Below are 14,761 nucleotides of genomic sequence, written 5' to 3' on the forward strand. Positions count from 1 at the left end.
TGCAAGACAAAGGGCCCGGACGAGCAATCGTCCGGGCCCTTCGTATATGCTGGTGTTGATGACGTCTACATCACTTGCCGGGTGGGATCAGCTCGAGCACCAGTCCTTCCAACACACCCACCGGCACGCGGAGCTCTTGCGACCCCGCCTTGAGCGTGCCCAACTCCTGCTGGCCATTGCTGTCGTGACGCACGATGCGCGCGCCAGCCGCCACGCCGAGTTGCGCCGGATCGATCGTGAGCACTGCCTCGACCGCCTCGAGGTTGATGCCGGCCAGCGCCACCGCCACACGGCCATCGGCTGCCTTCCACGCGCCGCTCAGCACCTCTGGCGTTTTGATATGCGCCTCCGTCGGGCCACCCAAGCGCGCCGCGTAGATCGAGATGCGTGACAGCAGCAGATCGACCTCTGGCACCTGTACCTTGGGCGCACGAATGAACTCACCCGTCTGGAAGAAGTCACGCAGGCCGTACCGCAGACGGGCGAGCTTGCCGAAGTAGTCCATCTCCCGACGACGGGCCGTGAGCTGGTCGGGCAGGAAGTTCGCGATGGTGGGCTGCATGCCCCACACGAACATGCGTGCCTGCTCGAGATGGAATTGCCGTACGAATTTTTCGTCGAGTAACTGCATCGCCGTGGCCGGACGCTTTTCCTTCGGCCACAGATCGTCGTACGGCGGCAGCGTGAGTGACCCGTAGGTGCCGTAGGTGAGCGCATACGGATGATACGCCGCCTGGAACATCGGGATCACTTCCCAGCCGCTCGCCGGATCCATGTAGCGTTCCTGGCTCACCTGCAGCGTGAGGAAGGCATCGAGGTCGGGCATCCAGCTCTCGCCACCACCTTCTCCGGCAAAGCCTCGTCCTTCGCCGCCTCGTGTGCGCAGCGATTTGGCCAGTTCACGGAAACCCTGCATCCAGTAGTTGCCGCCGCCCACCGGATGCCCGTGTCCCTTGCTCCAGTCGATGAGACTCAGCACGGCCTGGTCCATGTAGATGCCGTCGATGCCGTACTGATTGAGCACCGTATCGGCGATGCCCACGTACTTGTTGCGCCAGAACTCGTTGTACGGGTTCATCGTGGCACAGGGCAGTGGATTGAACACGTTGTACGTCTCGAGACGCACGGTGCCATCCCGCTCGCGCACGGCCCATTGCTCCGCGCCGTCTTTGGTCCAGCTTGGGGTGTTGGTGCACCACAGCCGTTGGTTCATGTACACGATGGCGTGCAGGCCCTCGGCATGGGCCTTGGCTACGGCCTTGGTGAACGGCGCGGCGCCTTCACGTGGCGGGATGTAGTCGGGGAAGCTCGTGTCGTAGGGGCCGTGGTGCCACCAGTGCCAGAACACATTCACCGGCAGCCCGACATCCTTCTGCAGGGCCGCCGCGGGTTCGAGCACCACATCGGAACGTCCGCGGTTCCACTCCCACGCGCCGGCATCGGTCATCCACTTGGGCGTGATACCCGAGTGCAGACGGCTTTCTCGTGCCCAATACTGCTTCGTACCCCACGCGCGATAGCGCTCCACGGCGCTCAGCCAGTCGCCAGGCACCACACCCACGATCGCATGGTACGAGGGCGCGTAGTTGCTGTTCTTGCCCGGATCGCTGAGCACATGCACCATGGCATACCCGGTGCTGTCGCCGCCACCTTCGCCCCAGAGCGAAAAACTCTTGCGATAGGCTGCCGTATCGTCGGCCGCGAAGTACATGCCTCCGCGCTCCGGGTGCGACAGGGCCACCATCTGCATCGAGGTGGCACCGGGATAGGCGAATTCGAGCCGCTTGCCCTTGCCGTCGGTGCCGGCCAGCATCGTGCGCGGTTGCCGCGTACGCTGGCCCATCCAGGACGGCACCGCCAATTCGGCGCCTTCTTCCACCGTGATGCCTGTGAGGCGCGGGAAGTGCACCTGCTCCACGGACACGGTGTCCATGCCGCTCAGGGCGATGCTCCACGCTGTGGTGCTGTCGCTGCGCAGGCTCACCCGCGCGGTCACGGCCAATTGCGCGAGAGGCGCCGGGAACTCGCGCCATTCCAGCACGAGTGTGTCGCCCTCCTTGCGATTGATCGTGAACAGCTTGGCCTGCGACGCGGCGAGGGTATGACGGGCCGAGTCACCGCCGATGTCCAGGGTCCACAGACCGAGCGAGTCGGTGGGGCGTCCGGCGAGCTGGCGGCCGGTACCATCCACCAGCTTCACCACATGCCCATCCTGCTGGGAAAGCGTGACCTTGATGCCGGAGGAATTCAGGGTGGGATCGACATCCGTGCAGGCCAACAGGCCGAGCGATGCTGCAACAGGAAGGGTGCGAAACAACAACCGCCGCACCAATTGGCGCGGCGGCTGGTTCACGACGCCTTCCGAACGGGAGACCGAACGATGGGGCATGGTGATGGTTGAAAGAGAGGAGATGTCCTGCCCGATCACTGATAGATGAGATACGGCTTCACGAGATCGCGGAACTTCGCGGCATCCGCATCCCACTGCTTGATCAGCTCATCCACCGTATTCGCTTCCACCGCCTTGGTGAGCTTGTCGGTGCCCGCCAGGCGATCGATGCCACGAATGCGACCCGCCGCATTGGCCGACGGCTCACGCCACTTGAACTCCTGCGGGTGTGCCGCATAGAACGCGCGCAACAGACGAATGCCCACTTCCACCGGGCGCACGGTATTCCGATCCGTGACCTTCACGGAGATCATCGGGATGGTCTCGCCACCGAACTTGTAGCCGGCTTCGATGGTGCGCGTGGCCGTGTCGAACTGCACGCCCGGCAGCTTGAGCGCGTTGAGTTCGGCCGCCATGGCCACATTGTCCTTGAGGTACGCCGCGCCGATCAGTGTGAACGGCGAATCGGTGCCACGGCCTTCCGTCGCGTTCGTGCCTTCGAAGAACACCGTGCCCGGGTACAGCAGTTCCGCGTCGAGCGTACGCAGGTTCGGCGACGGATTCACCCGCGGAATGCCCGTCTCATCGAACCACATCGAGCGCGTGTAGTTCTTCATCGGCACCACGGTCAACTGGGCATTGATGGCCTTCGTCTCCACGAGGTAGCGCATCAGTTCACCCACCGTGAGACCGTATCGCAGGGCCACCGCGTGCTGACCCACCAGCGAGCGGAACGGCAGTTCGAGGATGTTGCCTTCGATCACGTCGGCGCGGATCGGGTTCGGACGATCGAGGATGACGATGGGCTTCTTGGCCGCCTCCATCGCCAGCGCCAGCGTCCACTCGTACGTGTACACGCGAGCGCCCACGTCCTGGATGTCGTACACGAGCACGTCGATGTCCTTCACCATGTCGGCCGTAGGTGTCTCTACGGTGCCGTACAGCGAGTACACCTTCACGCCGGTCTTCTCGTCCACACCCGACGAAATCTTTTCGCCGGCCTTGGCTTCACCGCGGATGCCATGCTCGGGGCCGTACAGCGCGACGAGGTTCACGCCTTCGGCCTTGAACAGCAGGTCCACCGTGCTTTCGCCGGCGCGATTGCGACCGGAGTGATTCGTGAGCAGACCGACTTTTTTGCCCTTCAGCAGGTGCAGCGAATCGGTGAGCAGCACCTCCACGCCCGGGATGACGTTCCCGGTGGCGGTGGCGGCTGCGGCGGCCGCGGTGCTGTCCTTGGCGGCCGTATCGGCAGCGGGGGAGCAGGCGGCCGCCATCAGGAGCGATGTGGCGAGAGCGAAGCGGGTGACACCCGTGGTGCGGCGTTGACGGTGGTCACCGGGAGCGCAGGAAATGCGAGAGGCCATGGTCAGCGAGGTTCGAGGATGGACGTGATGCGTTCAGCCAAGTCATTCCAATGTGCACGCGTGGTCGCCGAAGTGCTGCCCACTCCGAACGTCCGCGCGCTGCGTTGAATTTCGCGGAGCTGCTGACGCGCGAGCGCCGGCATGTCGCTGGTTTGGACCGCCGGTGCCGTGATGAACGGCAGGAAGCGCTGCGGGCCGCCAAATCCACCGCCGGGGCCGCCACCACCGGCCGGCGTCGTCGGCGGCGAGATGAGGGCCTCGAGACGCTGGATGTACACCCGCTGGAGCTGCCGGCGATTGAGATCGGTGGTCGCGTTGGGGAACACGGCCCGCGTCAGGTCACCCATGTACTCGGCCAACGGATACGCGCTCACGCCATCGTACCGCTCCGACTCGGCCATGCGACCCAAACGCCCCGGTGCGAGCAGCGACGTGATCAGCGCGGCCTGCCGCGTGGTCACGATCGGGTTCGGACCGATGCGGCTGGTGATCTCCTTCGGCTGCAACCACTCCGGCGTGGTGATGGCGGTGGCGCTCAGGAAGGCCAGTGCCGCCTTCTGACGCGCCTTGGGCACGACCTTGTACACCGCGCCCGACTGCTCACCCGTCTTGAGGTCCACTTCCACACCGCCGATCACGGTGGCCACATGGCCCATGTTGCCGAACCAGCGACCCACCGACTCTTCGTACACTTCCCGCAATTCGGTGAAGTCTTCACCGGGCGCCGTGGTCCACTGCACGAGCTGTGGAATCATGCGCTTGTAGTTCGCCGTCGAATACGTCGATGCCTTCACCGGATCGTCGCCCAGATCTTCCGTCTGATTGCGCGGATCGGCCGAACCGGCCTGCTGCGCCACGTAGCGGTATGGGAACGGCGTGTTCTGGTTCACCAGCCAGTCGTGCAACACCTTGCGTTCCGCTTCCGGCGACGGCGTGTTGGTGACGCGGTAGCCCCAGTTGATCGCATAGTCGTCGAAGGGTCCGAGGCGACGGATGAAATCCTTGGCCTGCAGACCGTCACCCGGCTGTGCGATGTAGTTCTGACGTGCGTAGTCCATGATGGTCGCGCTCACGCCGTACTTCCGCGTGAAGGTCACGCTGCGCAGGGAGTCCACCGGGAACGACGCCGATGCGATCATATTGTGCTGCAAGCCGAGCGCGTGGCCGATTTCGTGCGTGATCACTTGCCGCATCGTCTCGCCCATCAGCTCGTCGGGCATGTTGAGCGTGCGCGCCGCCGGGTTGGCAGCGCCGGTCTCCATGATGAGCCAGTTGCGATACGAGCGCATGTGGTTGTGGTACCACGTGATCTCGCTGTTGATGATCTCACCCGAACGCGGGTCATGCGTGTGCGGGCCTGTCGCGTTGCGCGTCAGGCTCGCCGCCCAGCGCACGATGCTGTAACGCGCATCGTCCATATCGAAGTCGGGATCTTCCGACGCGCTGGGTACGTCCTTGGCAATGATGGCGTTCTTGAACCCCGCCTTCTCGAACACCTTCTGCCAGTCTTCCACGCCCTGCTTCACGAAGGGCTTCCAGCGGGTCGGCGTGGCGGGATCGAGATAGTACACGATCGGCTTCACGGGCTCGACGAGTTCACCGCGCGCGTAGGCCGCCGGATCCTTCGGTTCGAGGCGCCAGCGCGTGATGAACGTCTGGCTTTCGGCCTTCTGGACATCGAGACCGTAGTTGATGCGATCCACCGTGAAGTAGCCCACCCGTGCGTCGGAGTACCGTGCGCGCATCGGGGTCTTCGGCAGCAACACGATCGACTGACGCGTTTCCATCGTCACTGAACCACCGTCCGGATCACTGGGCGGCGTGGCGGCGTCGAAGGTCTGCACCTGACGGACTTCCACATTGATCGGGAAGCCGCGGACGCTCGCGATGTAGGAGCGCGCCGGATCGTAGCGGCGCACGCCATACGCGCGGCGCTGGTTGGCATCGAGCCCCGAGGTGGCCGGATTGTCCGAACCGAAGAAATCGGTCACGTCGATGACGGCCGACGCGCTGTCGCGTCCATAGGCCGCCACCGGGAAGGCCCCGATGATGGCCGGGTAGTAGTTCTGGGCAACGCTCTTCGCGATGGGCAGCGAATCGTCGGCGACGGCCGCAGTGCTGATACTCTTGAGCAGCACGCGGTCGCCCACACGCTCCCACCGCACGAGCCGTTCATTGAGCGAGCTGCCGGCGCTCTGGAAGCCGCCCGAACCGGCCGGCACACCGGCCACGCGCGTGACCATCAAAAAGTCGCGCCCCATGAGCGAGTCGGGCACTTCGAACAGGAAGCGCTCGTCGACCTTGTGTACCGTGATGCCACCGCGATCGGTGCGGGCGCGTGACGGAACGACTTGGGCATAGGGCCGAGGGCCGCGCGTCGCGCCCCCCTGACCAGCCGCAGGCGGTTGACCCGTGGTGGCCGCTGCCGCGCCACCGGCGGCGCCAGCACCAGTTGCCGGAGGATTCTGCGCGGCGAGGGAAGTCGAGGTCACGGCCAAGGCACCCAGCAGGGCGGCCAATCGTGACGGGAGAGGGACCAGCGAAGGTCTGATCATGTGCGCAGGCGGTGCAGGGGTGTGGAGGTGCCCATCGCCAACTGTACGCTGCGCACCCGGCCGGCGCTGCCCTCCCCGGTCGAATCCAGGAACAAAGCTCGGGACGGTCGCCCCAGCCAGCTCGCCTTTCCGGTCACCCGCGCGCGCCAGGGCACAAAATGTCCGTGGTAGATTGTGACCGCGGACTGCCACCACCGGTCGCGCGCCCTCACCCTTCCGACCTCGCCCGACCATGCCTGTCCGATTCGGTGTCGATGTCCTGCTTGATCAACTGGAACGGCCCGGCGCACCAGCCCGGAGGGGGCGCGCCGGCCTGGTCACCAATGATGCAGCACGGCTCGCGGCCGAGGGCACCCACTACAGTCGTTCGGCGCTGATCGACGCCGGGCTTCCCATTCAGCGGCTCTTTGGCCCCGAGCACGGCTTGGTGGCCACCGAAGCCGATGGAGCGGCCGTGCACGATCGTGTGGATGGGCGCACGGGGCTGCCCGTGGTGTCGCTGTATGGTGCGCGGATGCGCCCCGCGCCTGACCACTTGGCCGATCTGGATGTCATGCTGTTCGACATCCCCGATATCGGCGCGCGGTGTTACACGTATGCGTGGACCCTCTTTCATGTGCTGCATGCCTGTGCGGAGGCAGGTCTACCCGTTGTCGTGCTGGATCGCCCCAATCCGTTGGGTGGTTGTGCGCACGCGGCCGAAGGCCCGGTGCTCACCGAGGCCTGCCGCTCATTCCTCGGCGAAGATGACATCCCGTTGCGCCACAGTCTCACCCTCGGCGAGTTGGCGAGACTGTGGCAACAGGAGCATCTCCCTGGCGTGTCACTCGAAGTGATCCCGTGCGAAGAATGGGAACGGAAGCGCGCGTGGCCCGCCGTCGGGCGCCCCTGGGTGCCAACATCACCCGCCATGCCGCACTTCGAGTGCGCCATCTGGTACACAGGCACCTGTCTTTTCGAAGCCACCAATCTCAGTGTCGGCCGGGGGACCGACCGTCCGTTCGCGCAGGTTGGTGCGCCCTGGCTCGACGCTGCCGCACTCATCGAGATGGTGGAGGCAGAGGCGTCTGATGCTGGCGCGGTGCTCAGCGCATGCCACTTCACACCCGCCGAGGGCCCCAACGTCGGCACCGGTTGTCATGGTGTGCGGGTGCTGAGCCGCGCTTCCGACGATGACGCGTCCTGGATTGCGCAACACACCAGCCCCGTGCGACTGGGCCTCGCGCTGCTCGATGCCATCGTGCGGCTGCACCCGACGCAATTTCAGTGGGCGGTGTATCCCACAGCGGCCAACCCCAGCGGAGCAGACCACTTTGCTCGGCTCATCGGACGCGCCGACCTCCGGGATCGTGTCGGACATCTCACGCCCGCAGAGCGACATGCCATCACGCAGGTATCGGCGTGGCGTGAGCGCACCGCATCGGCGCGTCTGTACTGAGCGCCCGCACCGCATACACTTGTACCTGCATCTCGCGTGAACACGCTGCCAACATCGGTGTCGTCCCAAGACACAGCCGACGAATGGCTCTGGGGCTGGGATCCCACACCCGCCATTGTGTCGGTCTGGGCGAATGATGCGGGGCAGGCCATTGTGTGGCGGCGTCCGGAAGGAGGAGCGCTGGTACGGGAAGACGCGCGCTTCCGGCCATGGCTGTTGCTGGCCAGCCTCGAGGATCTCGAAGCCTCTGGTGTGCCGTACGCGGCCGAATCGCAGACGGGCCAGAACACCGGCATCCGATACCGCGAACTCCATGGCCCCGGCGCACTGCGCTACGTGGTCTCGGCCGATCGCTGGCGTACACTCGAACAGGCCATCACACGCGGTGCCTCGCAGCGCACCGGCGTGCGCATCACGCGACTACAGCAGCTCGATCGCCATGCGCGTCATATCCTGCCGCCCGACGAGCAATACCTGGTCGCCACAGGACGCAACTACTTCCGTGATCTCAGCTTCGCACAACTGCGACGGGCGCAGTTCGACCTCGAGACCACCGGACTCGATCCGGCTACGGACCGCATTTTTCTCATCGCACTCCGTTCGCCGGAAGGTGCCGTAGGCTTGCTCGAAGCCAAGGGCGATGATGACGCCGCCGAAGCGTCATTGTTGCGGCGCTTTGCTGCGGCCATTCAGCGCATCGACCCCGATGTGCTCGAGAATCACAATCTGCATGGTTTCGACCTGCCGTTTCTGCATCGCCGTGCAAAACAGTTGGGTGTGTCCCTCGTGTTGGGTCGGCTGGCCGGTGTGCCGTTGCAGGAACGGGTCGCGATGCGTGGCACGCGGGTGCCAGCGGATACCCGTGCAAAACAGGGCGGGGAGTCTGCCGATGAGGCCGAAGGACATACATCAGCAGCGACCATGTCCGATCGCCGTGTACGGTTCGTGGCACCGGGGCGTGAGTGCATCGATACACTCGACGCCGTACGCCGGTACGACTTTGCGGTGCGGGACTTGCCTGGCCACGGGCTCAAGCCTGTGGCACGACACTTCGGCCTGGCCGGTCCTGAACGCGAGCTCATTCGTGGTGATCGCATTCACGAGGTCTATCGCACCGATCCCGCTCGTGTACGTCGCTATGCCACGGCCGACGTCACCGAAGTGGAGGGACTGGCCCGCCTGCTCGGCGGCGCCGCGTTTGCGCTGGCCCGCATCGCACCGCGCCGATATGAGCGCCTAGCGGACGCCGGGCCGGCAACCGGTGTGATCGATCCGATGCTGGTGCGCACATACCTGCGGGCCGGTGAAGCCGTGCCGGCGTACGCCAGCACTGACGGCACCGTGCACAGTGGTGCGGCGCTGCACTTGTTCACGTCGGGTGTGGCGCAGCGCATCGTGAAGGCCGACGTGGCCAGTCTGTATCCGTCGCTGATGCGCGAATATCAGATCGGCCCGCGCAGCGATCACCTCGGCGCTTTGTTGATGCTGGTTGACCGGCTCGTGCAGCAACGACTCGCTGCCAAGGCACGGGCGCGAGCTGCCGCACCGGGGTCGGATGAACAATTCACACAGGAAGCGCTTTCGGCCGCGATGAAGCTGGTCGTCAACTCGGCCTACGGATACATGGCCGCCGGCGAGGGGCTGACACGATTTGCCGATGTGCATGCCGCGAACGAGGTGACCCGCCGCGGTCGTGAAACACTCCGGCAGATGTGCCGGGCGCTCGCCGAGCGTGGCGTGACGCTGCTCGAAGCGGATACCGACGGTATCTATTTCGCGGTGCCCACGGAATGGAGCGAAGCCGACGAACGACGCGTGGTGGATGAAGTGGCCTCGCTATTGCCTCCACTGGTGCGGCTCGAGTTTGAAGGACGCTATGCGGCCATGCTTTCGCATGAACCCAAGAACTACGCGCTGCTCACCCGCGACGAGCGTCTCGTGCTCAAAGGGGTGGCCTTCCGCTCCAGTCGTGCCGAGCCGTTCGGTGAACAGTTCCTGCGCGCCGCCATCGAGTGTCTGCTGCAGGACGATGTGGTGGGCGTGCGTCGGGTGTTCGTGAACACAATCACCGCAATTGCTCGGGGCGAAATGCCAACGGCCGACCTGACATCCCGTGTACGGCTGCGAAAATCTCCTGTGGCCTATGCGGGAACACGAGGGGATCGTCGTGAGTTTGCGTACGAAGCGATGTTGCAGAGTGGTCGAACGACATGGCGCATTGGCGAGCGGGTCCGTGTATATCGTACGACGGGCGGCGGTCGCATCATCGATGAGATCGATGACGAATTGCGCCTCGATGACGACCCGCGGGACTATGACCGTGCGTACTACATCGCATTGTTGCGTCGTACGTTCGCAACCAGACTCGACCGCGCGTTTACGCCGCAAGATTTTGCGGTGGTTTTTGCCGACCCGCGACAGTTGCCGCTGTTCCCATCTGGCATCGAGCACATTCGCCCGATCGCCACACGCATTGATGAAGAATGGGCGGCGCTCGCGGAGCCGGCGAAGTAACTTCACGGCATGCCTCCCTTTCCGAAGCCGTCCATCGATTTCACGTGCGACGTGGCCGCCGAAAAGCGCGCGTTGCGTGCGCACAAAAAACTCCGCGGCATTCCGGCAAAGACTGCCGATACGGTGCTCATTGCCACCTGGAATGTGGCGAACCTTGGGGCACAGCAACGACGCGATGAAGACTTTGCGCTCATTGCCGAGATGTTGAGCTGGTTCGATCTCGTGGCGGTGCAGGAGGTCAACGACAACTTTGCCGATCTCGCCTATATCGTGCAGCTCATGGGCACGAAGTACCGCTACGTGATGTCCGATGCTTCGGGCAACAACGAGCGCATGGCCTTCGTGTACGACTCGCGCAAAGTGAAATTGTCCGAGGAAATTGGCGAAGTGGCGTTCCCGCCGTCGCAGTACAAGTCGGTGAGTGTCGAAGGGGCAAGCGGAGCCTTTGCCGGCTTCGATCGCAGTCCCTACCTCGGCACGTTCGTCGCAGAGCATTTCAGTCTCACGCTGCTCAACGTGCACCTGTACTTCGGTGGAGAGCAGGAGGCACACATCCACCGACGTGCGCTCGAGACGGCGGCCGTGGCGCGATGGTCGCGACTGCGGGCAGCCAGCAAGTACGCCACCACCCGCGATGTGCTCGCCCTTGGCGACTTCAACATGCCCCGCGGCGAACCGGGCAATCTGGTGTACAGTGCGGCCACCCAGGCGGGGCTCAAGCGGCCCGCACACTCCTCACAGGTGCCATCCGCCATCGCGTCCGACAATCAGTACGACCAGATCCTGTATTTCCCCGAACAGACCGAACCGAAGCTCAAGACCATGGGCGTGTTCGACTACGACACCGCGATCTTCAGCGCACTCTGGAACGGCGCGGTGAACCAGGATCGCAAGAAGTTCTGTGCGTATCTCCGCTACTACATGTCCGATCATCGCCCGGTGTGGTGCCAGATGAGCATGGCGCCGCAGTCTGGCTGATTGGGTACAGCGGGGGGAACACAGATGACACAAAAACAAAAACAACAAACGCACAGATACCACTTGGATAGGAATAGGTCCGGTCTACGATCATCAATTTTTCATTTTTAGTTGTATCTGTGCTTTTCAGCTTTTCTTTGTGTCCTCTGTGTTCCCCCCGCTGTTCAATGCTCCAATCCGACTCCGTCAAATGAAAATGCGGAGAACGTCTGCACGTCCCCCGCACTCTCAATTCTGACAAAGCTCCAGACTCGCTACGGTTTTGCGGCAGCCTTGGGTGTCTGCCACTCACCACGCAGCCAATCCACGACCATCTCGATTTCGCGTTGCGTCAGCGTCTTTTCGGTGCCAAACGACGGCATGCGATCATTGTCGCGACCGAAGAAGCGCGGATGCGTCGGATCGGCTACGAAATCGATCGTCCAAGCGCGTGAACCCCAGTCGGTGAGTTCCGGGCTGTCGGTGCCCACATCCTGGAACTTGTGGCACTCGGCGCAGCCGCTCGAGGTGTTGCGCATGAAGGCAACACCCGACGCGATACGGGCGCTGTCGCGCACGTCCAGCGCCGACTGTGAGCGCAGCTTGGCCTGGTAGGAGAGGGCCAATACCACGTTCTCGCGGGTGAGCTCTTCGTCCTCGTCTTCCGGCATGTGATCGGCCAGCCACATGGCCATGTCACCTTCGGCGTGGATCGTGCCACCCCAGTAGCGCGACGTCAGGATGGTATCGGCATGGAGGAAGCCCCTCACCCACTCGCGCGAGCCAAAGCCCTTGAGGTCGGACGCCGAGATAGAGTCCTTCGGCAGCGGATTGCCCAGGCCATCGTGCCCGTCGAAGCGATGGCAGGAGGCGCAGTTCTGTGAGAAGATGCGCGGACCGCGCGTGTAGGCATCGTCGCGCATCAGCGAAAGCGCACCCGTGATCGGCACACCGCCGTTGGCCAGTTCCACCGCACGCGCCGCATCACGCTTGGCCGTGGCCTTGGCCGCCTGGAACTCCACGTCGTTGCGATCGGCCGACATCGCCTGCCAGGTGAGCAACGCGACGCCGAACAGCATCACGCCCATGAAGCCCAGGTTGAAGCGATGACCCAGGCGCCACTTTCCGATGATCGGCATCGCGGCAAGCGTCAACAGCAGCACCGTCGGCAGCACGATGGCGCCGATGATCTCCGTCTTGCCAGGGAAGTACTTCAGCATCTGAAACAGGAACAGGAAGTACCACTCGGGGCGTGCCGCCGAGAACTGTTCCGAAGGATCAGCCGGAGCGCCGAGCGGGGCTCCGTGCTCGCGAACGACGAAGAACAGCACGACCATCAGCACCGCGAGGCAGGCCACCACATCCTTGAGGATCTGCTCGGGCCAGAAGCCTTCGTCAGGGCCCTTGAGCGGCTGCTTGGGCGTGATGCCGTGCCGGCGGAACAGGTACACGTGCCCGACGATGAACAGAATGATCACGCCGGGAATCACACCAGCGTGCAGCGCCAGGAATCGTGAGAGTGTTTGGTGCCCATAGTTGGCACCGCCCACCACCACCGTTTGTGCCGCCTGGCCCACGATGGGACTCATGCCCACCAGGTTGGTGGAGACCGCCGTGGACCAATAGCCGTTCTGATCCCACGGCAGCAGGTAGCCAGTGAGGGACAGCGCCAGAATGAGCAACAGCAACACCACGCCGAACCAGTAGTTCACTTCGCGTGGTGCCTTGTACGCGCCGTCGATGATGACCTGCATGAGGTGCAGTACCAGCAGCACGGTCATCGCCTGGGCGACGAAGTGGTGCAAGCCACGCAGGAACCAACCACCCCACATCTGATGCTGGATGAAGTACACACTTTCCCACGCCGACTGCGTGCTGGGGCTGTACGACATCCACAGGAACGTGCCCGTGATGACCTGCACCACGAAGAAGAACGACAGCGTGCTGCCCCACACGTACCGCCAGCGTGAGCCGCCCGGGACGTTTTCGAACAGCACTTCGTTCAACAGCCCCTTGAAGCCGGTGCGGTTGTCGAGCCACGCCTCGGCTTTCTTCAGATTGCTGCCGCCTGTTTCAGGTTCCGGCGATCCGTCGTTGTGATGATGCGCCATCAGACGGGGATCTTGTCGGGGGAGCCTTTGCGGAAGTTCTGGAACTTCACCCAGATCTCCCCATTCCGGACTTCCGCCGTCAGTTCGTCCATCCCGCGCGGACTCGGGCTCTTCGGGTCAGCGATGGCACCACTGATCGCGAACGCGCTTTTGTGGCAGGGGCAGAAGTACCCCTGCGTGGCCGCGCGGTATCCCACCGAACATCCCAGGTGCGGACACACGGAATTGAGCACGCGCACCGTGTCGTCGCCGGTGCGCTGCACATACACCGAGCCGATGGGCACGTTTTCCGTCTTGTTCCAGGCATCCACCAGCGTATCGAGCACCGGGAACTTGCGTGGTTCGCCGTTTTCGGGCAGCGAGGAGAAGGGCGCGATGCGCACCATGCCACGGGTGTCCGACTTGCGGCGCAGGGGGTCGAGGAACGTCAGCACACCGGCGACGGGCGCCACGACGGAAATGAGGCCGCCCACGACGATCGCAGCGGCCTTGGTGACGAAATTGCGCCGGTTGGGCGCCTGCTGGTTCTCGGACATGTCGTCGTGGTGATCCGGGAAAACGCGGACGGCCTCTGGGCGGGAGGAGGCCGGGTGAGGAACGGTCGGAAGCGAGGTGACCTGACTGTGCGGACCCGGTGGGAACACCAGCGACACAACGGCACCTCTGCACAACGGGTCTCAGTGGGGATAGTACGCAATGCGCACATGAATTGCTGCCCCACGCCACCCCCGGTGGGTCACCAACCGGAACACCACGCGGCCGTTACGGTACATCGGCAGACGGGGACCAGCGAACAGGCCGACCGGCACGTAATTCCTGCCAGATACGCCCGCATCTGACATCCCGAATCGGACACCCGGGTGCCCCGCGATCTCCCACCTCCCTCAGGACACGCTTCTACTATGCAACTTCGAGTTCGTCAGCTCGGCGCCCTTTGCGTCCTCGCACTCGCACTCACGCAGGCAGCTTTTCGTTTCCAGGATGACGAAAAGACGCCTCTCGGTAAGAAGATGGCCGCCATCAACACCGCTTTCAAAGCCGTTGGCCGCCAGATCGACGACCCCACCAAGAACGCCAGCACCCTGAAGCAGCTCGATGTCATCGAGACCAACGCCAAGGAAGCGATGGCGCTCGACCCCGAGAAGAAGGGGCAGGTCCCGGCCGCCCAGCAGGCCAAGTTCGTGGCCGACTACAAGGCCGGCATGAAGGTGTTCCTCGACACTGTGACCAAGCTTCGCACGGCCGTGAAGGCCGGCAACAACGCCGAAGCGTCGAAGATCATCGACACCATGAAGGACCAGCAGCGCGACGGCCACAAGGAATTCCGCATCCGCAAGGCGGGCGCGCCGCCGGGCCTCTGATCGGCACGCGTTCCTGAGACTGTGGGCTCGGTATTCGAAGCGCCCCGCACCAAGTCCGGTGCGGGGCGC

At 63.9% G+C, this 14,761-nt stretch carries 9 protein-coding genes; 4 read left to right on the forward strand and 5 right to left on the reverse strand.

Annotated features, from left to right (window positions below; all coding sequences use genetic code 11):
• Positions 1 to 70: 70 nt before the first annotated feature.
• The 3 genes from GAU_RS03515 to GAU_RS03525 are packed head-to-tail and all read right to left on the reverse strand — an operon-like array spanning position 71 to position 6,311.
• A complete protein-coding gene (locus GAU_RS03515) occupies positions 71 to 2,389 on the reverse strand; it encodes a DUF6259 domain-containing protein (protein WP_041265222.1) in 2,319 nt (772 codons plus the stop codon).
• 35 nt (positions 2,390 to 2,424) lie between these two features.
• Complete coding sequence (locus GAU_RS03520) at positions 2,425 to 3,756, reverse strand: exo-beta-N-acetylmuramidase NamZ family protein (RefSeq protein WP_052574219.1); 1,332 nt, start codon at positions 3,754 to 3,756, stop codon at positions 2,425 to 2,427.
• A gap of 2 nt (positions 3,757 to 3,758) precedes the next feature.
• Positions 3,759 to 6,311, reverse strand: coding sequence for a zinc-dependent metalloprotease (locus GAU_RS03525; RefSeq protein WP_012682181.1), 2,553 nt, complete (start codon positions 6,309 to 6,311; stop codon positions 3,759 to 3,761).
• 232 nt (positions 6,312 to 6,543) lie between these two features.
• Here GAU_RS03525 and GAU_RS20350 point away from each other — a divergent pair, with 232 nt between their 5' ends.
• The 3 genes from GAU_RS20350 to GAU_RS03540 are packed head-to-tail and all read left to right on the forward strand — an operon-like array spanning position 6,544 to position 11,241.
• Positions 6,544 to 7,749: an exo-beta-N-acetylmuramidase NamZ family protein gene (locus GAU_RS20350; protein WP_012682182.1), complete on the forward strand. Its 1,206-nt coding sequence runs from the start codon at positions 6,544 to 6,546 to the stop codon at positions 7,747 to 7,749.
• A 36-nt stretch (positions 7,750 to 7,785) separates the two neighbouring features.
• Complete coding sequence (locus tag GAU_RS03535; protein ID WP_012682183.1) at positions 7,786 to 10,263, forward strand: DNA polymerase domain-containing protein; 2,478 nt, start codon at positions 7,786 to 7,788, stop codon at positions 10,261 to 10,263.
• A gap of 9 nt (positions 10,264 to 10,272) precedes the next feature.
• Entirely contained in the window at positions 10,273 to 11,241 is a 969-nt protein-coding gene (locus GAU_RS03540) for an endonuclease/exonuclease/phosphatase family protein (RefSeq protein WP_012682184.1), read from the forward strand.
• Between the two features lie 254 nt (positions 11,242 to 11,495).
• On the opposite strand, the gene GAU_RS03545 is transcribed toward GAU_RS03540, so the two are convergent.
• Positions 11,496 to 13,331 (reverse strand): cytochrome b N-terminal domain-containing protein, encoded by a 1,836-nt coding sequence (locus GAU_RS03545; RefSeq protein WP_012682185.1) that lies wholly within the window; start codon positions 13,329 to 13,331, stop codon positions 11,496 to 11,498.
• The gene (locus GAU_RS03550) at positions 13,331 to 13,867 is read right to left on the reverse strand and encodes a ubiquinol-cytochrome c reductase iron-sulfur subunit (RefSeq protein ID WP_012682186.1); all 537 of its coding nucleotides are present in this window, start codon (positions 13,865 to 13,867) and stop codon (positions 13,331 to 13,333) included. The genes GAU_RS03545 and GAU_RS03550 overlap by 1 nt, the downstream gene beginning before the upstream one ends.
• Before the next feature lie 366 nt (positions 13,868 to 14,233).
• Here GAU_RS03550 and GAU_RS03555 point away from each other — a divergent pair, with 366 nt between their 5' ends.
• Positions 14,234 to 14,692, forward strand: a complete 459-nt coding sequence (locus GAU_RS03555) for a cytochrome b562 (RefSeq protein WP_041265223.1) — start codon at positions 14,234 to 14,236, stop codon at positions 14,690 to 14,692.
• Positions 14,693 to 14,761 lie beyond the last annotated feature (69 nt).

This window comes from Gemmatimonas aurantiaca T-27 (genome assembly GCF_000010305.1).
Taxonomy (GTDB): Bacteria; Gemmatimonadota; Gemmatimonadetes; order Gemmatimonadales; family Gemmatimonadaceae; genus Gemmatimonas; species Gemmatimonas aurantiaca.

Bases quoted from the DNA above. Each gene is read 5' to 3' on its own strand.
- GAU_RS03515 (WP_041265222.1), bottom strand. From the start codon at position 2,389: ATGCCCCATCGTTCGGTCTCCCGTTCGGAAGGCGTCGTGAACCAGCCG.
- GAU_RS03520 (WP_052574219.1), bottom strand. From the start codon at position 3,756: ATGGCCTCTCGCATTTCCTGCGCTCCCGGTGACCACCGTCAACGCCGC.
- GAU_RS03525 (WP_012682181.1), bottom strand. From the start codon at position 6,311: ATGATCAGACCTTCGCTGGTCCCTCTCCCGTCACGATTGGCCGCCCTG.
- GAU_RS20350 (WP_012682182.1), top strand. From the start codon at position 6,544: ATGCCTGTCCGATTCGGTGTCGATGTCCTGCTTGATCAACTGGAACGG.
- GAU_RS03540 (WP_012682184.1), top strand. From the start codon at position 10,273: ATGCCTCCCTTTCCGAAGCCGTCCATCGATTTCACGTGCGACGTGGCC.
- GAU_RS03545 (WP_012682185.1), bottom strand. From the start codon at position 13,331: ATGGCGCATCATCACAACGACGGATCGCCGGAACCTGAAACAGGCGGC.
- GAU_RS03550 (WP_012682186.1), bottom strand. From the start codon at position 13,867: ATGTCCGAGAACCAGCAGGCGCCCAACCGGCGCAATTTCGTCACCAAG.
- GAU_RS03555 (WP_041265223.1), top strand. From the start codon at position 14,234: ATGCAACTTCGAGTTCGTCAGCTCGGCGCCCTTTGCGTCCTCGCACTC.